Origin of the sequence: Sphingomonas jeddahensis (assembly GCF_001981525.1) — a bacterium.
Taxonomy (GTDB): Bacteria; Pseudomonadota; Alphaproteobacteria; order Sphingomonadales; family Sphingomonadaceae; genus Sphingomonas; species Sphingomonas jeddahensis.
In genome coordinates this window covers 218,692-238,465 of sequence record NZ_MPSB01000004.1, presented here as the reverse complement: position 1 = coordinate 238,465, position 19,774 = coordinate 218,692, and the positions used below count along the sequence as shown (strand labels likewise).

The window sequence follows — 19,774 nt, the reverse complement described above, 5'->3', positions numbered from 1 at the left end:
TCCCCCCCCAACGCCTTCGGCGCCACCTCCCCCTGGCGGGAAGGATTCATCGGGGCGGCTTGTCTCACTCTCAGATTGCATGCCCCTCGGCATCGCGCAGCACTTCGCGCCGGCCCACGTGATCCGGCCGCCCGACGATGCCGTCCTTCTCCATCCGCTCGATCAGTCGTGCGGCCGAATTGTAGCCGATCCGCAACTGCCGCTGCAGCCACGAGGTCGATGCCTTCTGGCTTTCGCACACCAATTGAATCGCAGCGCGATACTGCTGGTCCTCGGCTGAGTCCTCGCCGCTCGGCGCGCCTTCGATCTCGAAGCTCTGCTCGGGCTCTTCGGTGACGGAGGAGATGTAATCCGGCACCCCCTGCGAGCGCCAATGGTCCGTCACCCGCTGCACTTCCTCGTCGCTGACGAACGGACCGTGGACGCGCACGATGCCCTTGCCGCCAGGCATGTAGAGCATGTCGCCCTTCCCCAGCAGCTGCTCGGCGCCCTGCTCGCCCAGGATGGTGCGCGAATCGATCTTGGAGGTGACGTGGAAGCTGATGCGGGTCGGCAGGTTGGCCTTGATGACGCCGGTGATGACGTCGACCGACGGGCGCTGCGTGGCCATGATCAGGTGAATGCCAGCGGCGCGTGCCTTTTGCGCAAGCCGCTGAATCAGGAATTCGACTTCCTTGCCAGCTGTCATCATCAGATCGGCCAGCTCGTCGACGATTACGACGATCTGCGGCAGCACCTGATAATCGAGCTGCTCCTCCTCATAGACGGGACGGCCATTCTCGTCCCAGCCCGACTGGACCTTGCGACCGAGCGGCGTGCCCTTGGCCTTGGCCGCGCGAACCTTGTCGTTGAAGCCGCCCAGGCTGCGTACGCCGAGCGAGGACATCTGGCGATAGCGATCCTCCATCTGCTCGACCGCCCATTTCAGCGCACGCACCGCCTTGGCCGGATCGGTGACGACCGGGGAGAGGAGATGCGGAATGTCGTCATACATCGACAGTTCGAGCATCTTGGGATCGATCATGATCATGCGGCACTGATCGGGGGTGAGCCGATAGAGCAGCGACAGGATCATGCCGTTGAGGCCGACCGACTTGCCCGATCCGGTGGTACCCGCCACCAGCAGGTGCGGCATCGGCGCGAGATCGGCGATCACCGCGTCGCCGGCGATGTTCTTGCCCAGAATGACGGGCAGCGAGGCATTCTGGTCCTCGAACGCCTGGCTGCCGATCAGCTCGTGCAGCGACACCGTCTCGCGCTTCGCATTGGGCAGTTCGATGCCGATCACGGTGCGGCCGGGGATGGTCGCGACGCGCGCGGAGATCGCGCTCATGTTGCGCGCGATGTCGTCGGCGAGGCTGATGACTCGGGTCGCCTTGATGCCGGGTGCGGGCTCCAGTTCGTACATCGTCACGACCGGGCCGGGGCGAACCTCGACGATTGCGCCCTTGACGTTGAAATCGTCGAGCACGGTTTCGAGCAGGCGCGCATTGCGCTCCAGCGCGGTCTTGTCGATCGCCGCGTTCTGCGAGGGCGGCGATGGCGTCAGCATATCGAGCGTCGGCAGCTCGTAATCGTCGCGCAGGGCCAGCTTGGTCTGGCGGGGTTCCTTGGTCGTCGTGCCGGTGGCGGGCGGCGCGGCGCGATCGTTGATGACGGGCGCGGGGCGTGTGTCGGGCAGCGCGGTTGCGCGCGGTTCGATCCCCTTGCGCGGCGGGTCGGCGGGTTCCTCCTCACCCTCCCACGCATCGTCCGCTCCCGGCAACGCCAGGCGCGGGCGGCGGCGTGGCAGCCAGCCGCGTGGCAGATCGACCTCCAGGCTGCGGCCCCAGACGATCGCGCCGGCAAGGCCGGTGACGATGCCGAGCGCAATGATGCTCCACCAGGTCACTTGCGGATTGTTGGCGAACGCCAGCGTCCAGCGCGCAGCCGCGACGCCGCCCAGCCCGACCGCACCGCCCCAGCCGAACGGCAGCGCCAACACCGCATCGTCGGAGACACAGGCGAGTGCCACCGCCATCAGCGCGACGCCAAGCACCGCCTGGCGCAGCATCCGCTTCCAAGCGCCCGCCGGCTGATCGCGCCACAGCCGCAAGGCGACGATCGGGGCGATCGGCAGCAACAGCGCCACGGCCGGGCCGAACAACGTGAGCGCCAGATCCGCAAACCATGCGCCGGGCACCCCCATCAGGTTGCCGGTGGCGGCGCCCGAGGCGGTGTTGAGCGCGCTGTCACCCGGTCGATAGCTCGCCAGTGCGAGCGCCATCAGCGCGGTGGCCACGAACAATGTGATGGCGGTTGCCAGCGCGCCACTGCGCACCGCCCCTGCCTTCACCGTCTCGCGCCACAAGGACGGTTGCGCCCTGCTCGCCATGCTTCAACGCCCCCGATACTGTCCTGAAATGAGCCGGCGGATATTCTGCCCCGGCGAGTCCGGCGTCAAGCAGGCGGGCGCGCTGCGGTGCCGTTCGCCGACCAGTGTGTCGGTTAAGGCACGCCTTGCCCGCCTGCCGGGCGATCGGCGTCATTTTTCCACAGTCCCGGCGTCGCGAGCTCCAGCACATGGCCGTCGGGATCGTTGAAATACAGGCTCCGTCCGCCGGCGGGCCAGGTGACTTCGTGAGTCACCGCTACATCGTGCGCGGCGAAGTGCGCGCGCCACCTGTCGCAATCGTCGGCACCGATGGCAAAGGCCATGTGCAGCGGGCCATCGCCGTCATGGCCGGGGATCGTGCCACCGGGTACCGCGACATCATCGATCGAGAGACCCCGCGCGAACACCAGCAGCACGCCGCCATGGCCCGCGTCGAATGCGGTCAGCCGCTCGCTTTCGATCATCGGCACAAGGCCGAGCACATCGCGAAAGAAGCGCACCGACCGCGCCATGTCATCGACATAGAGCGCGGTTTCGAGCAGCCCCGCGATGCGCGGCCGGCTCACCGGCCGATCGCCGTATAATGGAACCCCGCGCGCTCCACGTCGTCGCGATCGTAGATGTTGCGCAGGTCGACCAGGACTGGCGCGGCCATGATCGATTTCAATCGCTGAAGATCAAGCGCGCGGAATGCATCCCATTCGGTGACGATAGCGACGGCATCGGCGTCTTTGGCAGCCTCGTAAGCGCTGGTGCAATAGGTCAGCGCGGCGGGCATCACCGTCTTGGCCATCTCCGTGCCTTCCGGATCATAGGCCTTCACGGTCACGCCGGCATCAATCAGGCTTTGCACGATCGCGATCGACGGCGCGTCACGCATGTCGTCGGTGTTCGGCTTGAAGGTAAGGCCGAGGATGCCGACCGTCTTGCCGCGCGGATCCTCGCCGAGCGTCGCCAGCACCTTGCGCCCCATCGCCCGCTTGCGTGCGTCGTTCACCTTCACCACCGCCTCGACGACATGCACCGGCGTGTCGAAATCCTCCGCGGTCTTGAGCAGCGCCAGCGTGTCCTTGGGGAAGCACGATCCGCCATAGCCAGGCCCGGCATGGAGGAACTTGCGACCGATGCGATTGTCGAGGCCGATGCCGCGCGCGACGTCCTTCACGTCGGCGCCGACCGCCTCGCACAGGTTCGCCATTTCGTTGATAAAGGTGATCTTGGTCGCAAGGAACGCATTCGCCGCATATTTGGTCAGCTCGGACGTGCGCCGGCCGGTGAACATGATCGGGCTCTCGCCCAGGTACAGCGGACGATATACTTCGCTCATCACCTCGCGGGCGCGCGCATCATCGGTGCCGATGACGATGCGATCGGGGCGCTTGAAGTCACCGATCGCGGCGCCTTCACGCAGGAACTCGGGATTGGAGACAACCGCGAATTCGATGTCCGGCCGGGTGTCGCGCAGGATCTGCTCGACCCGGTCGCCGGTGCCGACCGGTACGGTCGACTTGGTCACCACCACCAGCGGGCCGGTCGCGGCACGCGCGATCTCTTCGGTGGCGGCATAGACATAGGAAAGGTCCGCATGACCATCGCCGCGGCGCGACGGGGTGCCAACCGCGATGAACACCGCGTCCGCCCCGGCAACGCCGGCGGCGAGATCGGTGGTGAAGGTCAGCCGGCCAGCCGCGACATTGCCGGCGACGAGCTGTTCCAGACCGGGTTCGTAGATCGGCATGCGCCCGGCGTGCAGCGCATCGATCTTGGCGGAATCCTTGTCGACGCAGCACACCGCATGTCCGAAATCGGCAAAGCAGGCGCCCGATACCAGGCCGACGTAGCCCGAACCGATCATCGTGATGCGCATTGAAGTCCCCTTTTCGTCCGGCGATTTGGCCAACCGCGACGGGCCTGCCCCTTAACCGTGCCATTCACCGACCACAACGCAGCGGTCAACTACAAGGCGACGAGCCAAAACGTTCAGCTTCTGTTAACTTTCCGGAGGCAGGCAGAGAAGCGCGACAGCCATATTGGCGACGATTGAGTGCGCCTTGCATCTCTATGAAAAGACGCGCCAAAAAGGACGCGAACTAACTTGCATCGCCTGTTCGCTCGTGCTCAAGGTCGGCTTCGGTAACCGGACGCTGCCTTGGCAACGCTGATCATCGGGATGTTGAAACGTGATTGAGATGGGCCGCGAACTGATTGCTTATGGGCTGATCGGCCTGATCGTAGCCATCGCGCTGCCAGTTTTGGGCAGGGTCTGGACGCGGCGCAAACGGGAAAAGCTGCGCCGCCGCGGCATCAAGCGCTACGGCCACTAAGAGGCGTGCAGGGCGCCCGCTAGCGGCGCTTTCCCTGCCTCTGGACGCATCCGCGTCGCGAAAACGCACCATCAAGCCGTGTCGAACAGCGCCGCCAATTGCTCGATAATCGTCCCGCCGAGCTGCTCGGCATCCATGATCGTTACCGCGCGGCTGTAATAGCGCGTCACGTCGTGGCCGATGCCGATCGCGATCAGCTCGACCGGCGACTTGCGCTCGATCCAATCGATCACTTGCCGCAGGTGCCGCTCCAGATACGATCCGGTGTTCACCGACAGCGTCGAATCATCGACCGGCGCACCATCGGAGATGACCATCAGGATACGCCGCTCTTCGGGTCGCGCGATCAGCCGGTTGTGCGCCCATAGCAACGCCTCGCCGTCGATATTCTCCTTGAGCAGCCCTTCGCGCATCATCAGACCCAGCGAATTGCGCGCGCGACGCCATGGCTCGTCCGCCTGTTTATAAACGATATGGCGCACGTCGTTGAGGCGCCCCGGCTGCGGCGGGCGGCCGGCCGCGAGCCATGTTTCACGGCTCTGCCCGCCCTTCCACGCGCGCGTGGTGAAGCCAAGGATCTCCGTCTTCACCCCGCACCGCTCAAGCGTACGCGCAAGAATATCCGCACTGATCGCCGCGATCGAGATCGGGCGGCCCCGCATCGAGCCAGAATTGTCGATCAGCAGCGTCACCACCGTGTCCTTGAACTCGGTGTCCTTCTCCATCTTGTACGATAGCGACTGCATCGGGTTGATCACCACCCGCGCCAGCCGCGCCGCGTCCAGCAGCCCTTCTTCCTGGTCGAAATCCCACGATCGGTTCTGCTGCGCCATCAGCCGCCGTTGCAGCCGATTGGCAAGCCGCGACACCACCGCCTGTAATGGCACAAGCTGCTGGTCGAGATAGGAGCGCAGCCGCGCCAGTTCGTCCTGGTCGCACAGCTCGGTCGCGGCGATCACCTCGTCGAATTGCGTCGTCCATGCCTTATAGTCGAAGTGCGGAGACAAGTCCGCCGGCGGGCGGTTCGGACGCACCGGCTGCATCCCCTCCTCGCCATCGTCCCCCGGCTCACCGTCGAGATCGTCGAAGCTTTCCTCGCCCTGTTCCTGCCCCTCTCCTTCGCTGTCCTCCGATTCGCGCTGCTCGCCGCGCTGGTCGGACTCGGCCTGGCCCTCGCCATCCTGGCTCTCGCCTTCTTCCCCCTCGTCCTGCTGTTCGCTGTCGGTGCCCTCGTCCTCGTTGCCGCCTTCGTCCGTCTCTTCGGGAACCTGATCACCCTCGACCAGCTCGAGATCTTCGAGCAGCTTCATCGCCAGGCTCTGGAACGCGCGCTGATCGTCAAGCGCGAGCGACAGGCTGGAAAGATCCGACCGCTCGGCAATCCACTCGCGCACCAATGCGAGGCCGGACGCCGCGGCGGCCGGTGACTGCTCCCCGGTCAAGGCTTCGCGCACCATCAAGCCAAGCGCCGTCGACAACGGCACCTCCTCGCGAGTGCGCGCGCGGGTGATCGGATCGGCGCGCAGCTTCACATCCAGCGCATGCGCGAGATTGTCGGTGATGCCGCGATAGCCGCGGCTGCCGAGCGCCTCGACCCGTGCGCCCTCCACGGCATCGAACACGGCGCGCGCCACCGCCTCCTGCGGCGCGCCGCGCGCGTGGAGGGCGGTATCGTGATGCTTCAGCCGCAGCGCGAAACTGTCCGCAAATCCGCGCGCTTCCGCCACCTGCTCCGCCGGCATGCTGCGCGCCGGCATCGGCACCTTGAGATGCTTGCCCGATTGCGACGGCGCATCGGCAGTGAAGGCGAGTTCGACCTCCTGCTCGTCCGACAGCGCGCGCGAAGCGCCACCCAGGACGTTCTTGAAGCGATCGAGCGGGGTTTCGGTGGCCATTACCAGAGTACCTTGCAGCCGAAGGCGGCGATTTGAGGATCATTGGTGATCACGGTGAGGTGGTCGACCAGCGCCTGCCCGGCAATAAGGCGGTCGAACGGGTCACGGTGCGCGCCGGGGAGATTGCCGGCACGCAACGCATGGTCATCGGTCAGCTCAAGGCTTCTGAAGCCGCTGTCCCTCAGCAACACCGGATAGTTCTGTGCGAAGGCGACGATCTGCGGCAATTTGCCGATGCGGTTCTTGTTGGCGATTTCCCACACGCTCACTGCGCTAAGGAAAATCGGGTCGTCGCTTTCTTCCAGAATCGTGCGCGCCGACGCTCCGAGACCGGACGGATCCGCCCACCAGCGCAACACGGCCACCGTATCCAGCAGATACGCCATTAGACGCGATCTTCCGGCAGCCGATCGTCGATATATGCGAGATCCTCTTCGGGCAGCGGCTCAAGAAAGCCGGCGAGATCGAGCGGCCCGGACAGCGTCAATCCGCCCGGCTTGCGGCGCACCTTTCCGGCCTCCGCATACGGCACCAGCTTCGCCCATGGTTCGCCCGCCTTGGCCAAGATAATCTCCTCGCCGGCATGCGCGCGCTCGATGAGCTTGGAGAAGTGGGTCTTCGCCTCGTGGACGTTGAACGTCTTCTGCGGATCCGCTTTGGCCATCACTGTCTCCCCGACAGTGGACTAAGTAGGTTAGTCCACTTAGTCGATCAAGCCTTCCCCACCACGCTTTCGGGCAGGTCCTTGCCGAACACGCGCTGGTAATATTCCGCCACCAGCGGGCGTTCCGCCTCGTCGCACTTATTGAGGAACGACAGGCGGAACGCGAAGCCGACATCCTTGAAGATCAAGGTATTCTGCGCCCAGGTGATGACGGTGCGCGGGCTCATCACGGTTGAGATATCGCCGTTGATGAAGCCCTTGCGGGTCAGGTCCGCCACGCGGACCATGTCCTCGACCTGCTTCTTGCCTTCGGGCTTGTCATATTCGCCCGACTTGGCGAGCACGATGTTCGCCTCGGTCGCGGCGGGCAGATAGTTCAGCGTGACGACAATGTTCCAGCGGTCCATCTGGCCCTGGTTGATCTGCTGCGTGCCATGATACAGCCCGCTGGTATCGCCCAGGCCGACCGTGTTCGCGGTGGCGAACAGTCGGAAGTGCGGGTTCGGGCGGATCACGCGATTCTGGTCGAGCAGCGTCAGCTTGCCCTCGGTCTCCAGCACGCGCTGGATCACGAACATCACGTCGGGACGGCCGGCGTCATATTCGTCGAACACCAAGGCGGTCGGCGTCTGCAACGCCCAGGGGAGCAGTCCCTCGCGGAATTCCGTCACCTGCTGCCCATCCTTGAGCACGATCGCATCGCGCCCGATCAGGTCGATGCGGCTGATGTGCGCGTCGAGGTTGATGCGGATGCACGGCCATTTCAGCCGCGCCGCCACCTGCTCGATATGCGTCGACTTGCCGGTGCCGTGATAGCCCTGCACCATCACGCGACGGTTGTGCGCGAAGCCGGCCAGCACCGCCATGGTGGTGTCCGCGTCGAACACATAAGCGGGGTCGAGATCGGGGACCCGCTCGTCCGCCTCGCTGAACGCGGGACATTGCATGTCGCTGTCGATCCCGAACATCTCGCGCACGCTCACCATCTTATCGGGCGCGTCCAGGATGGTGGTCTCGCGGCTGTCGGGAAGCGTGTTGGGGATATCGGTCATGCGCGCCTCGAAAGTAATACAAAAGCCTTAGGCGGCTTGCGGACCGTTATTCAACCTCTGCTTTCGCCGGCAAACGGAACAGGTCGATGAACCGGCGAGCCAAATCACGGTTCCCGCTGAACACCAGCTCGCCGGCCGCCTCGGCCTCCTCAATCGGCCATTTGCCGTAGATCATATTGGCCATGATCCGTGGCGAGGTGGCAAAATGCACGTCCGCCGCGCCCGTGCCACGAACGACCGGCAGGTCGCCATCGACCAGGCGCGCCACAAACGACTCAAGCCCGAACGTGAAGCCAACCGTCATTCCCTGCGTCTCGCGTGCTTTCGCAACATCAATCATCGTCCGCAGCGACAGCATCATCGATGCAGCCGAGAGCGGCAGCATCGGATTGTGATCGGGCGAGCGCGCGGCCCACGCGCCAAGCGCCTTGATCGCGCCTTCCGCCTCATATCCCCAGGACGTCAGTTCATAGACCTGCACATTGGCAGGCGGCGGCAACTTCTTGCGACGAAGGATATGCGCCGCCTCCATGCCCTCCAGGCGCTGCGTCAGCACGTTGGCGCTGATCCCGCCCAGCGCCGCCTTCAGCTCACCGAACCGCCGCGCGCCGAACATCAACTCGCGCACGATCAGCAGCGACCAGCGCTCCCCCACCAGCTCCATCGCCAGCGCCGTACCGCAAGCATCGTCGTACCAACGCTTCGTCACCTTTTCTAACTTCATGGTTGTTTTTAATAACCTCCTCGGGCACAAAACTCAAGCATCGAGTCGCAAACGGAGCGTTTCGCATGACCAAGATGATCTTCGTGAACCTGCCGGTGACTAGCGTCGCAAAGGCGACCGCCTTCTACGAGGCGCTGGGCTTTACCAAGAACGCGATGTTCTCCAACGAACAGGCATCGGCGATGGAATGGTCGGAGAGCATCAGCGTGATGCTGCTCCACACCGCTTTCTATCGTACCTTCACCGACAAGGCGCTGATCGACGCGCGCACCACCAGCGGCGTGCTGCTGTGCATCTCGCGCGACAGCCGCCAGGAGGTGGACGCAATCACCGAAGCTGCGATCTATGCCGGCGGCCGCGAGACGCGCGAACGGCAGGACATGGGTTTCATGTACAGCCGCGCCTTCGAGGATCTCGACGGCCACACTTGGGAACCCATGTTCATGGACATGGCCGCCGCCGCGGAGACCATGGGCCAGCCCGAAACCGTTACCGCCTGATCGGAGAGAGCGAATGTCGTTCCAGGCTTATCTCGACACGATCGAGAAGAAGACCGGTAAGAACCCCGCCGACCTGCGCGCGATGGGCGCAGAGAAGGGCTGGACCGCCGGCGACACGCTCGCGCCCGGCGTCAAGCCGATGGCGATCGTCGACACGCTGAAGGCGGACCTGGGCCTAGGCCACGGCCACGCCATGGCGGTGGTCGCGCTGCTCAAGGGCCTGAAGAAGGAAGGCGACGCCTGACCATCTCCCTTCCCGCTTGCGGGAGGGGTCGGGGGTGCGAGGCCAACGAACCTCACCCCATCGTATTGCTAGGAATGCCCACCCCAACCCCTCCCGCAAGCGGGAGGGGAGTGAAGGAGAGAGAGATGTCGAAACCGACGATCACCGCATTCGATTGGGTGCCGCCCTTCGCCGAGGGGCAGGTCCGCGACTTGCGCGTCCGCTGGGCGCTGGAGGAAGTCGGCCAGCCCTATGACGTGCTCTATCTGACGCAGGGCCGCCAGAAGCACCCCGAGCACCGCCAACGCCAGCCCTTCGGGCAGGTGCCGACCTATGAGGACGGCGATCTCGTCTTGTTCGAGAGCGGCGCGATCGTGCTGCACATCGCCGAGAAGCACGGCAAGCTGCTCCCGGCCGATCCGGGCGCGCGCGCCCGCACGATCGAATGGATGTTCGCCGCGCTCAACAGCGTCGAGCCGCCGATCATGGATCACGCCATTGCCACCCTGTTCGAGGCGGGCGAGCCCTGGTCCAAGCCGCGCCTACCGGCGGTGGAGCAGCGTATCCATGAGCGGTTCGGCGAATTATCGCGCCGGCTCGGCGACCGGCAATGGCTCGATGGCGACGAATTCACCGCTGGCGACCTGCTGATGGTCGCGGTGCTGCGCATTCTCGCCGACGATGGCTTCCTCGATCGCTACGACAATTTGGCCGCTTATGTCGCGCGCGGCACCGCCCGTCCCGCGTTCCAGCGCGCGCTTGCCGATCAGATGGCAGGCTTCACCGGATCGCCGCCGCCCGAAATACAAGCGTGGCTCGACAAGCAGGGAGAAGCGGCATGACCTATGTCGACGGCTTCGTGGTCGCGGTGCCGACCGCCAACAAGCAGCGCTACATCGATCATGCCGAGGGCGCGCTCGACCTGTTCAAGGAATTCAGCGTCAAGCGCATGGTTGAGGGTTGGGGCGACGACGTCCCCCGCGGCGAGGTGAACGACCTCTACGGCGCGGTCCAGGCCAAGGATGACGAGACCGTCCTGTTCAGCTGGGTCGAATATCCCGACAAGGCGACGCGCGATTCCGCTGGCGAAAAGATGATGAACGATCCGCGCATGGAAAACATGAGCGAGATGCCGTTCGACGGCAAACGCATGATCTACGCCGGCTTCGAACTGCTGCACCAGGCCGGCGATGGCGGCATCTGCGGCTATATCGATGGCGTCGTCGTGCCGGTTCCGGCCGACAAGAAGGACGCGTATCGCACTTTCGCGCAAACCTCCGGCGCGGCCTTCCTCGAACATGGCGCAACCCGCGTGATTGACACTTTCGGCAACGACGTGCCCGACGGCAAGGTCACCGACTTCCGCCGCGCCGCGCATGTGCAGGACGGCGAAACGGTCGCCTTCGGATGGATCGAATGGCCGTCCAAGCAGGTGCGTGACATCGCCTGGGAAAAGCTGATGAGAGACGAGCGGCTGATGGGCAGCGGTGATCGGCCGTTCGACGGCAAGCGCATGATGTTCGGCGGCTTCGTGCCCGTCGTCGATCGCTGATTCGGGAGAGAAAGGATGCGCAATCCGCACGGCACACCGATCTGGTACGAGCTGCTTTCTACGGATCCTGATGCTTCCAAGGCTTTCTACGACGATGTGATCGGCTGGCGCATCGGCCCCAAGCCCAATGGCGACTTGGACTACCGAATGATCGAAACCGGCAGCGGCGAGGCTGTCGGCGGGATGATGCACCTGTCGCCGGCGATGGTTGCCGGCGGCGCGAAGCCGACCTGGCTGTTCTACATCGGCGTCGACGATGTTGATGCAACGGTGTCGGCGATCACCGCGGCTGGCGGCAGCGTCCATCTTCCCGCCTTCGATATGCCCGGCGTCGGCCGCATGGCGATGCTCGCCGATCCGCAGAACAATCCCTTCTACGTGATGCGCGGCGAATCTGACCAGCCAAGCCGTTCGTGGGAGCGGACCGGCATGGGCAAGTGCAATTGGCACGAACTGTCCACGACGGATCACGCGGCCGGCAACGCCTTCTATGCCGATGTGTTCGGCTGGACCTTCCCCGACAAGATGGAGATGCCCGATGACATGGGCGACTATGTCTTCGCTGCGGTCGGCGACGACGTGTTCGGCGCGACAATGAAGGTGAGCCTGCAGCCACCCGGCTGGTTGTTCTACTTCCGCGCACCCGACATCGAGGCAGCCGCCGCCAAGGTGAAAGCCGGTGGCGGCACGATCCACGCTGGCCCGATGGAGGTGCCCGGCGGCGACATGATCATCGTCGCCACCGATCCGCAAGGCGCGATGTTCGGCGTCGCGGCGCCAGGCAACTGAAGTCCCCTCCCGCTTGCGGGAGGGGCTAGGGGTGGGCCTGTCCAACGCCCACGCCATACCCTCGCGGACAGGCCCTCCCCCAACCCCTCCCGCTTGCGGGAGGGGAGCAAAGGACGGAAAACAATGACCACCGACAAGCTTATCACCTGCGTCTGGTTCGATCTCGGCCAAGCGCGCGAGGCAGCCACATTCTATGCCGGCCTGTTCCCCGACAGCCATGTCGGCGCGGTGCAGAATTCGCCCGCCGACAATCCCTCCATGGCCGCGGGCGGCGAGTTGACGGTAGAGTTCACCGTGCTCGGCCGCCCCTTCCTCGGCCTCAACGGCGGGCCGACCTTCACGCCCAACGAAGCCGTCAGCTTCATGGTGCTGACCGACGACCAGGAGGAGACGGATCGTTACTGGAGCGCCATCGTCGACAACGGCGGCGCGGAGAGCGCGTGCGGCTGGTGCAAGGATCGCTGGGGCTTCTCCTGGCAGATCACCCCGCGCGCGCTGATGGCGGCGATGGCCGATCCCGACCGCGCCGCGGCCAAGCGTGCCATGGAAGCGATGATGACCATGACGAAGATCGACATCGCCACCATCGAGCGCGCCCGTGCAGGGGAGACAATAGCATGAGCCACGAACTGAAGATCGAACGCATCATCGACGCGCCCGCCGCCATCGTCTGGCAGGCGTGGACCGAACATTATGCGGAATGGTTCGTGCCGCGCCCCTGGACCGTTGAGCTGCTCGAAAACGATCTACGCACCGGCGGCCGCAGCGCGATGGTGATGCGCGGCCCCAATGGCGAGGAGATGCCGTCCGAGGGCGTTTATCTGGAGGTGGTGCCGCAGCAGCGGATCGTTTCTACCGATGCCTTTCAGGCCGGCTGGGTACCGGCCGGGCCGTTCATGGTGCGGATCGATGAGTTCACCGACGAGGGCGGCAAGACTCGCTATACCGCCGTCGCGCGCCACTGGACGCCCGAAGCACGCGACCAGCATGCCGCCATGGGCTTCGAGGCCGGCTGGAACGCCGCGACGGACCAATTGGAAGAAGTGGTCGCGAGAATGGTGACCACAACAAATAGCGCGTCGTCACCCCAGCCCTGTGCCGGGGTCCAGTGTTCCGCGAACGCTCAAGCTTGAGGTACGCGGCACCTTGGATGCCGGAACAAGCCCGGCATGACGAAGTGGCTCAGGTGAAGGCTCCTCCCTGATCAGGGATCGGGAGGAGTAAGCTTCAACCCACCCGGGTGCCAGTCAGCGGGAAGCTGCCGAACGCGCCGGCGCCGACGGTGCCGTTTACCGTGTCGCCGTCGATCGTCACGTTCATGTCCAGCGTCATCGGCATCGGCACGGTCATTTGCTGCTTCCAGGTCAGCGTGTTGCCGTTGACCTCGCCCGACACGTCGCTCGATCCCATCGCGCCCGAATTGGTGCCGGTGAAGCTGTTGCCGTCGCTCTTCACCGTGAGCGTGGACTTTTGGTCGCCCAGCGGCGATTTCACCACGACGTCGTAGGTGCCATCAACTCCGGCCATCATTTTCTCTCCTCGGGGGCGCCCGCAACGGACGCGGCGCTCAACTGGTCCACTGGCAGTCCGACGGTGTCAAGCTGCGGGCGGACCGCCTTGGCGTCGCCGATCACCACCCAGACGAAACGATTGGGGTCGATGACGCTACGGATCGCGTTGTTCAGCTGATCGCGGGTCATCGTGCGATAGGCTTGCGTGATCGTGGCATAATAATCGTCGGGGCGCTGGTACAGGTCGTTGGCCTGCATCGCCCCGAGCACGTCGCCGGAAGTCTCGAAATTGCCGGCAAGCGAGCGAGTCGCGCCGGTCATCGTCCGGTCGAACTCGGCCTGGGTCATTGGCTTGGCGCCAACGAACGCGCTGATCTCGCTGCGCATGGAGGCAATGGCAGCGCCGGTCTTGTCCGCCTGCACCGGCGCGTTAATCAGATAGGGTGCGGCATTGGCATGGCGCTGAAAGCCACCATACGCCCCATAGGACCAATGCTTGGTCTCGCGCAGATCCATGTTGATGCGACCAAGGAAATCGCCGCCGAGCGCATCGTTGGCGGTGATCACCGGCAGCAGATCCTGCGTGCCGCGCAACCCGGTGCGCAAGGCGCCGGTGATGCGCGACTGCGGCGAATCCGGCCGATCGACCAGCACGATGCGCGGCGCCGGCAATGAGCGATCCTCGCGGAAGACCTTGGTGCCGGCCGTGCCTTCGGCCTTCCAGCCGGCGAGTGCGGCGTCGAGCGCGGCTTGCACCTCGGCCATCGGCCGATCGCTGACCACGAAGATCTTGGCCTTGTCCGGCCGCAGCCACGCTTTCTGGAACGCGACAAGATCCGCTCGCGTCAGCGCCCGCACCGCCGCCGCATCGCCGCTGCCGCGGTCCTTGGCGTAAGGATGGCCCGCGCCATAAAGGATCGGCGGCACGATACGCTCTGCGATCCCTTCGGGATCGGTCAGTTCCTGGGCGATCTGCGTCAGCATCTGGGTACGGACGCGGCCGAGCTCGCTTTCCGGGAACGCCGGCGCGCGCAGCAGGTCCGCCCAGATGGCGAGCGACGGCGCCAGATTGGCACTCGGCGCGCGGAAGCTGACCGTGGTGCGATCGGCTGACGATCCGGTGAAGATGTCGAGCCCGAGCCGCTCCTTCGCCTCGGCGAGCTGGATCGAGTTGAACCTCTTGGTGCCCTCGTCGATCATCGCCAGCGTCATGGCCTGCGTGCCAAGCTTGTCGGCGACATCCGCCGCGGTGCCGGCGTCAAAGCTTGCCACCATTTGCGTGATCGGCACGGTGCCGCGCTGGGCATAGACCAGCTCCACCCCGTTGGAGAGCCTGGCGCGCTGCACGGCCGGGAAGGCGAGCGCGCCGACTTCGCCGACCTTTGGCATCGGTTCGCGCGTGCCCTTCGCCGCCACCTCAGGCGCGTTCACTTCCTTCGCGGGCGGCGGCACCTGTGCCTCGTCATAGGCGTCGCGTTCGCCCGGCATGACAGTGAGGCTGTAGTTCGGCCGTGTCAGCCACGTCTGCGCCGCCGCCTTGACGCTCGCTGGGGTCTGCGCGGCAAGCGCCGCGAGCTGCTTCTTGTAGAAGCCCGGATCGCCCGAATAGAGCGCGCCTTCGGCCAGCGCGACCGCCTTGCCGCCGAAGCCGCCGACCGACTCCAGCCCGCCGATCCGCCGCGAGACGTTGGTGGTCAACGTGCGCTGCACCTCGTCGGCAGTGGGCCCGTTCCTGACGAACTCTGCGACCAACTCGTCCAGCCGCTTCGACACGATCGCGGGATCGACACCAGGGCGAACAACGGCCTGGATCGTGAAGGTGCCGACCTGCGCGAAATCGGAATAGCCCGCGCTCACCTGAACCGCGGTCTTGTCGCCCTTGACCAAAGCATTGTCGAAACGCGAGCTGGCGAGCCCGCCAAGCACCGATGCCGCCACCTCGAGTGCGGGTGCGGCGGGATCGTTCAGCCCCGGCACCGGCCAGCTCTTCACCACCAGCGGCGCGGCGACGCGGTCCTTCATCACCTCGGCCTTGGATTGCGCGAGCATTGGCACTGCGGCCTCTGGCGCGACGCTCTCCGGCCCGCGCTTGATCGGCCCGAAATATTTGGCGGTCAGTTGCTTGGCGGTCGCCACGTCAATGTCGCCGGCCAGCACCAGCACCGCATTGTTGGGGCCGTAGTGATCGCGGAACCAGTCCTTCACGTCCTGAAGGCTGGCCTTGTCGAGATCCGCCATCGAGCCGATCGTGCTGTGGCCGTAAGGGTGATCGGCCGGAAACACGCCTTCGATCAGCTTGTAGCGGACCAGACCATAAGGCTGGTTATCGCCCTGCCGCTTCTCGTTCTGGACAACCCCGCGCTGCTCGTCGAGCACCGCTTGCGAGATCGCGCCGGTCAGCCACCCCATGCGGTCGCTTTCCAGATACAGCGCCTGTTCGAGCGCGGCAGTCGGCACCGTTTCGAAATAATTGGTGCGATCGAAATAGGTCGTGCCGTTGAGATCGGTCGCGCCGACCTGCTTCAGCGGCTCGAAGAAATCGCCCGGCGCATTCTCACTGCCGTTGAACATCAAATGCTCGAACAGATGCGCAAAGCCGGTCTTGCCCGCCGGCTCGTGCTTCGATCCGACGTCATACCATACCGATACCGCGACGACCGGTGCCTTGCGATCGGTATGCACCACCACGCGCAAGCCATTGGGCAAGGTAAATTGCTCATAGGGAATGTCGATCGCACGGACGAGATCGGCCACCGGCGCCGGCTTGGCGGTGGCGACGGATGGCTGGGCGAAAGCGGAAGGGACGAGCGCGACGGCCGCGACGCTCGCAGCCAAGTGGATCGACAAACGCAACAGGGCAACTCCTTCAATGCCTTGCCACCGTAGCGAGCCATGCCGCGGTGTGAAAGCGGGCAACATTCTGCAACAAACATTTGACTGCCGCGGCAATGGTTGCCTAAGCAATCACATGCGATTCACCGACTCGACCTTCTATCCCGATGTGTCGCCCGGTTATCTCGTGCGCGTGATCCATCAGATGAGCGTCGCGGCAATCGATAAGACGCTGGCGGCGGACGGGCTGACCGCCACGCAATGGATGACGCTTGTCTCGCTCTATTTCGACCATGCCGACACGTGCGCCGGGCTGGCGCGCAAGATGGCGCACGACAAGGGCGCGATGACCCGGCTGATCGATCAGATGGAGGCGAACGGCTGGGTGACGCGCCAGCGTGACGATGCGGATCGCCGCGTGGTGCGTCTGTCGCTCACCGAGGCGGGCCGCGCGGCGGCGGTCGCCGCGAAGCACAAGGTGATCGCCTGCTGGAACGGCTTTCTCGCCGACTGGAGCGACACCGAAGTCGAGGATCTCGTGAAGATGCTGCAGCGCCTGCGCCGCACGATGGAGGAAAGCGACGCATGCGCGGCTTGAACACACCCGTCACCATTACTCCCGTCACCCCGGACTTGATCCGGGGTCCCGCTTCTCCTTCCTTCCGTCGCGGGCAAGGCAGCGGGACCCCGGGTCAGGCCCGGGGTGACGGGAAACGGTGGCTGGGGATCGCGATCCTTGCCGCCCTTGCCGCCTGCACCCCACCCGACACGCGGCCACAGCTCACCCAGCGCGCGCCAGCCGACCTCGGCCTCACCGGCCCCACCGCGCCGGCGATCGATCCCAGCTGGTGGACCGCGTACAACGATCCCCAGCTCGACCGGGTCGTCGCCGATGCGCTGGCCGGCAGCCCCACGCTCGACGCCGCGCTCGCCCGCGTGCGCCAGGCGCAGGCCACGCTCGCGCGGCGCGATGCCGACAGTGGCCCCAACCTCACCGCCGACGTCACCGCACAGGAAGCCCGCATTTCGGGCCGCTACACCATCCCGCCGCCCTATGCGGGCAGCGTGCGCTTCCTCGGCAATGCGACGGCGAACCTGTCGTGGAACCTCGACCTGTTCGGCCGCCAGCGCGCCGCGATCGAAAGCGCGCGCGCCGGCCTCGCCGCGACCCGGCTCGATGCCGAAGCCGCGCGGCTGATGCTCGCCGGATCGATCGTCACCACTTATGCCGAGATCGCGCGCGCCGAGCGCGTCGGCGCTATCGCTCGTGAGACGATCGCCACCCGCGAACGCGCCGTCCGGCTGGTCAACAGCCGCGTCCAGAACCGCCTCGCCAGCAAGCTGGATGCGCAGGCCGCGACCACCTTGCTGGCGCAGGCGCGCGTCGCGCTAACCCGCGCCGACACGGCGCGCGTGCTGGCGGCCAACGCGGTCGCCGCGCTCGCCGGGCGCGGCGCCGATTATGCCGCCGGGATCGGTCCGACGCGGCTCGCCGATCCCGCCGCGCTGGCGCTGCCCGCCACCATCCCCGCCGACCTGCTGTCGCGCCGCGCCGACATCGCCGCCGCCGCCGCGCGCGTCGAGGCGGCCGCCGCCGGGCGGCAGGTCGCGCGCCGCGCCTTCTATCCCGACGTCAATTTGATCGCGCTTGCCGGGCTCCAGGCCGTCGGCATCGGCAATTTCTTCGATCCGGAGGCCGGCATGCTCGGCGCCGGCGGCGCGCTTCACTTGCCGATCTTCGATTCGGGCCGGCTGCGCGCCGATCTCGACAGCGCCACCGCGCAGGTGGACGTGGCGATCGCCGACTATAACAGCAGCGTCGTGCGCGCCGTCCGCGATGCCGCCGATGCGCTGGCGCAGATCCAGGCCAATGCCGCCGAGGCGCGGGCGCAGGGCGAGGTGGTGCGCGGCTTTGCCGAGACCAACCGCCTGAACGCGATCCGCGTCTCCGCCGGCCTCGATTCGCGCCTCACCGGCATCGACACCGACATTCGCCTGCTCGACGCGCGACTGGCCGTCGCCAACCTTGCCGTCGACGCGCTCGCCGCGCGCGCCCGCCTTGCCCAGGCGCTGGGCGGCGGCTTCGATCCCTCACGGAACGTGCAACCATGACCGACACCGCTGCTCCGCCCCCACCCGCCCCTCCTGCTGGTCGCCCCGCGCTTCGCCGCCGGCTGTTGCTCGGCCTCGCCCTTGTCGTGCTGGTTGCCCTGGCGATCTGGGCGGTGTTCCACTTCCTGCTCGCCAAGCCGGAGGAGGAAACCGACGATGCCTATGTCGCGGGCGACGTGGTCGCGGTCACCGCGCGCGATCCGGGCACGATCATCGCGCTTCATGCCGACAACACGCAGGCGGTGAAGGCCGGCCAGCCGCTGATCGACCTCGATCCGCTGACCGCCGACGTCAATCTCGCCGCTGCCGAGGCGGAGCTCGCCCGCGCCGTTCGCGGCACGCGCTCCGATTTCTCGCGCGTCAACGAATCGCAGGCCGCGGTGGTGCAGGCCGAGGCACAGCTGTCCGCCGCGCGCGCCGATTACGCCCGCCGCCAGGGCGCGGCCAGGGAAGGCGCCGTCTCCGGCGAGGAACTGAGCCACGCCGCCGATCAGGTAAAGGTCGCCAGCGCCGCGCTCACCCTCGCGCGCAGCCGCCGCACCCAGGCGCAGACGACGGTGCAGGGCACTGCGGTCGGCACCAACCCCGCCGTCCTGTCGGCGATCGCCAACTATCGCCGCGCTGCGATCGTGCGCAGCCACATGCATATCGTCGCGCCGATCGACGGCGTGGTGGCGCAGCGCCAGGCGCAGGTGGGGCAGCAGATCGCCGCGGGCACCCCGCTGATGGCGGTGGTCCCGCTGAATCGCCTGTGGGTCGACGCCAATTTTCGCGAAACGCAGCTGAAGGACCTGCGCATCGGCCAGCGCGCGACGGTGGTCGCCGACGCTTATGGCGACGACATCGTCTATCACGGCCGCGTGGTCGGGTTGTCGGCGGGCAGCGGCAATGCTTTCGCCCTCCTCCCGCCGCAGAACGCCAGCGGCAATTGGATCAAGATCGTCCAGCGCGTGCCGGTACGCATCATGCTCGATCCCAAGGAGCTCGCCCGCAACCCGCTGCGCGTCGGCCTTTCCGTGATGGCGACGGTCGACACCGCCGATGCACGCGGGCCTCGTTTGGCGCAGCCCGCCGCCGTCCCCTATCGCGGCAACGTCGCCGAGGCAGATCCGGCGGTCGAGGCGAAGATCGCGCAGATCATCGCGGCGAACCGGTGATGACGTTTCTGGTAGCTCCTCTCCGGGACGGGGAGGAGGACCACGCGCAGCGTGGTGGAGGGGCG

The 19,774-nt window shown here is 66.0% G+C and carries 21 protein-coding genes; 11 read left to right on the top strand and 10 right to left on the bottom strand.

Annotated features, from left to right (window positions below):
- Positions 1-70: 70 nt before the first annotated feature.
- From SPHI_RS06915 to SPHI_RS06905, 3 genes are all read right to left on the bottom strand, one after another.
- Positions 71-2,374, bottom strand: coding sequence for an FtsK/SpoIIIE family DNA translocase (locus SPHI_RS06915; RefSeq protein WP_076744153.1), 2,304 nt, complete (start codon positions 2,372-2,374; stop codon positions 71-73).
- A gap of 113 nt (positions 2,375-2,487) precedes the next feature.
- The gene (locus SPHI_RS06910; protein ID WP_076744152.1) at positions 2,488-2,940 is read right to left on the bottom strand and encodes a VOC family protein; all 453 of its coding nucleotides are present in this window, start codon (positions 2,938-2,940) and stop codon (positions 2,488-2,490) included.
- Positions 2,937-4,241 (bottom strand): UDP-glucose dehydrogenase family protein, encoded by a 1,305-nt coding sequence (locus SPHI_RS06905; RefSeq protein WP_076744151.1) that lies wholly within the window; start codon positions 4,239-4,241, stop codon positions 2,937-2,939. The genes SPHI_RS06910 and SPHI_RS06905 overlap by 4 nt, the downstream gene beginning before the upstream one ends.
- Before the next feature lie 313 nt (positions 4,242-4,554).
- On the opposite strand from SPHI_RS06905, the gene SPHI_RS14945 reads away from it, so the two are divergent.
- Complete coding sequence (locus SPHI_RS14945; protein WP_158049639.1) at positions 4,555-4,698, top strand: hypothetical protein; 144 nt, start codon at positions 4,555-4,557, stop codon at positions 4,696-4,698.
- A 71-nt stretch (positions 4,699-4,769) separates the two neighbouring features.
- Here the strand turns inward: SPHI_RS14945 and cobT are convergent, their stop codons facing one another.
- The 5 genes from cobT to SPHI_RS06880 are packed head-to-tail and all read right to left on the bottom strand — an operon-like array spanning position 4,770 to position 9,063.
- Entirely contained in the window at positions 4,770-6,593 is a 1,824-nt protein-coding gene (gene cobT / locus SPHI_RS06900; RefSeq protein WP_076744150.1) for a cobaltochelatase subunit CobT, read from the bottom strand.
- A complete protein-coding gene (locus tag SPHI_RS06895; RefSeq protein ID WP_076744149.1) occupies positions 6,593-6,979 on the bottom strand; it encodes a type II toxin-antitoxin system VapC family toxin in 387 nt (128 codons plus the stop codon). Before SPHI_RS06895 ends, cobT begins: the two co-directional genes overlap by 1 nt.
- On the bottom strand, positions 6,979-7,257 hold the full coding sequence (locus SPHI_RS06890; protein ID WP_076744148.1) for a type II toxin-antitoxin system Phd/YefM family antitoxin: 279 nt from the start codon (positions 7,255-7,257) through the stop codon (positions 6,979-6,981). Before SPHI_RS06890 ends, SPHI_RS06895 begins: the two co-directional genes overlap by 1 nt.
- A gap of 47 nt (positions 7,258-7,304) precedes the next feature.
- Positions 7,305-8,309 (bottom strand): cobaltochelatase subunit CobS, encoded by a 1,005-nt coding sequence (gene cobS, locus SPHI_RS06885; protein ID WP_076744147.1) that lies wholly within the window; start codon positions 8,307-8,309, stop codon positions 7,305-7,307.
- Positions 8,310-8,355: 46 nt separating this feature from the next.
- Positions 8,356-9,063 (bottom strand): winged helix-turn-helix transcriptional regulator, encoded by a 708-nt coding sequence (locus SPHI_RS06880; protein ID WP_332888905.1) that lies wholly within the window; start codon positions 9,061-9,063, stop codon positions 8,356-8,358.
- 35 nt (positions 9,064-9,098) lie between these two features.
- Between SPHI_RS06880 and SPHI_RS06875 the strand changes: the two genes are divergently transcribed.
- The 7 genes from SPHI_RS06875 (at position 9,099) to SPHI_RS06845 (ending at position 13,230) form a co-directional block, all read left to right on the top strand.
- Entirely contained in the window at positions 9,099-9,533 is a 435-nt protein-coding gene (locus tag SPHI_RS06875; protein WP_076744145.1) for a VOC family protein, read from the top strand.
- Positions 9,534-9,546: 13 nt separating this feature from the next.
- Positions 9,547-9,777: a DUF4287 domain-containing protein gene (locus SPHI_RS06870; RefSeq protein WP_076744144.1), complete on the top strand. Its 231-nt coding sequence runs from the start codon at positions 9,547-9,549 to the stop codon at positions 9,775-9,777.
- A gap of 125 nt (positions 9,778-9,902) precedes the next feature.
- Complete coding sequence (locus SPHI_RS06865; protein ID WP_076744143.1) at positions 9,903-10,598, top strand: glutathione S-transferase family protein; 696 nt, start codon at positions 9,903-9,905, stop codon at positions 10,596-10,598.
- A complete protein-coding gene (locus tag SPHI_RS15480) occupies positions 10,595-11,308 on the top strand; it encodes a DUF1428 domain-containing protein (RefSeq protein ID WP_076744142.1) in 714 nt (237 codons plus the stop codon). The genes SPHI_RS06865 and SPHI_RS15480 overlap by 4 nt, the downstream gene beginning before the upstream one ends.
- Positions 11,309-11,323: 15 nt before the next feature.
- Complete coding sequence (locus tag SPHI_RS06855) at positions 11,324-12,097, top strand: VOC family protein (protein ID WP_076744141.1); 774 nt, start codon at positions 11,324-11,326, stop codon at positions 12,095-12,097.
- Between the two features lie 123 nt (positions 12,098-12,220).
- Positions 12,221-12,718, top strand: a complete 498-nt coding sequence (locus SPHI_RS06850) for a VOC family protein (RefSeq protein ID WP_076744140.1) — start codon at positions 12,221-12,223, stop codon at positions 12,716-12,718.
- Positions 12,715-13,230 carry an SRPBCC family protein gene (locus tag SPHI_RS06845; protein WP_076744139.1) on the top strand — a complete coding sequence of 172 codons (516 nt, stop codon included), beginning with the start codon at positions 12,715-12,717 and terminating at the stop codon, positions 13,228-13,230. The genes SPHI_RS06850 and SPHI_RS06845 overlap by 4 nt, the downstream gene beginning before the upstream one ends.
- 94 nt (positions 13,231-13,324) lie before the next feature.
- On the opposite strand, the gene SPHI_RS06840 is transcribed toward SPHI_RS06845, so the two are convergent.
- Both SPHI_RS06840 and SPHI_RS06835 read right to left on the bottom strand, forming a co-directional pair.
- Positions 13,325-13,624: a hypothetical protein gene (locus tag SPHI_RS06840; protein ID WP_076744138.1), complete on the bottom strand. Its 300-nt coding sequence runs from the start codon at positions 13,622-13,624 to the stop codon at positions 13,325-13,327.
- On the bottom strand, positions 13,624-16,455 hold the full coding sequence (locus SPHI_RS06835) for a M16 family metallopeptidase (protein WP_076744137.1): 2,832 nt from the start codon (positions 16,453-16,455) through the stop codon (positions 13,624-13,626). The genes SPHI_RS06840 and SPHI_RS06835 overlap by 1 nt, the downstream gene beginning before the upstream one ends.
- Positions 16,456-16,576: 121 nt before the next feature.
- Between SPHI_RS06835 and SPHI_RS06830 the strand changes: the two genes are divergently transcribed.
- Genes SPHI_RS06830 through SPHI_RS06820 form a run of 3 tightly spaced genes read left to right on the top strand, consistent with a single transcriptional unit; the run spans position 16,577 to position 19,709 of the window.
- Positions 16,577-17,038 (top strand): MarR family winged helix-turn-helix transcriptional regulator, encoded by a 462-nt coding sequence (locus SPHI_RS06830; protein WP_076744136.1) that lies wholly within the window; start codon positions 16,577-16,579, stop codon positions 17,036-17,038.
- The gene (locus SPHI_RS06825) at positions 17,026-18,552 is read left to right on the top strand and encodes an efflux transporter outer membrane subunit (protein WP_083719867.1); all 1,527 of its coding nucleotides are present in this window, start codon (positions 17,026-17,028) and stop codon (positions 18,550-18,552) included. The genes SPHI_RS06830 and SPHI_RS06825 overlap by 13 nt, the downstream gene beginning before the upstream one ends.
- Positions 18,549-19,709, top strand: a complete 1,161-nt coding sequence (locus SPHI_RS06820; RefSeq protein ID WP_076744135.1) for an efflux RND transporter periplasmic adaptor subunit — start codon at positions 18,549-18,551, stop codon at positions 19,707-19,709. Before SPHI_RS06825 ends, SPHI_RS06820 begins: the two co-directional genes overlap by 4 nt.
- The last annotated feature ends 65 nt before the right edge of the window (positions 19,710-19,774 follow it).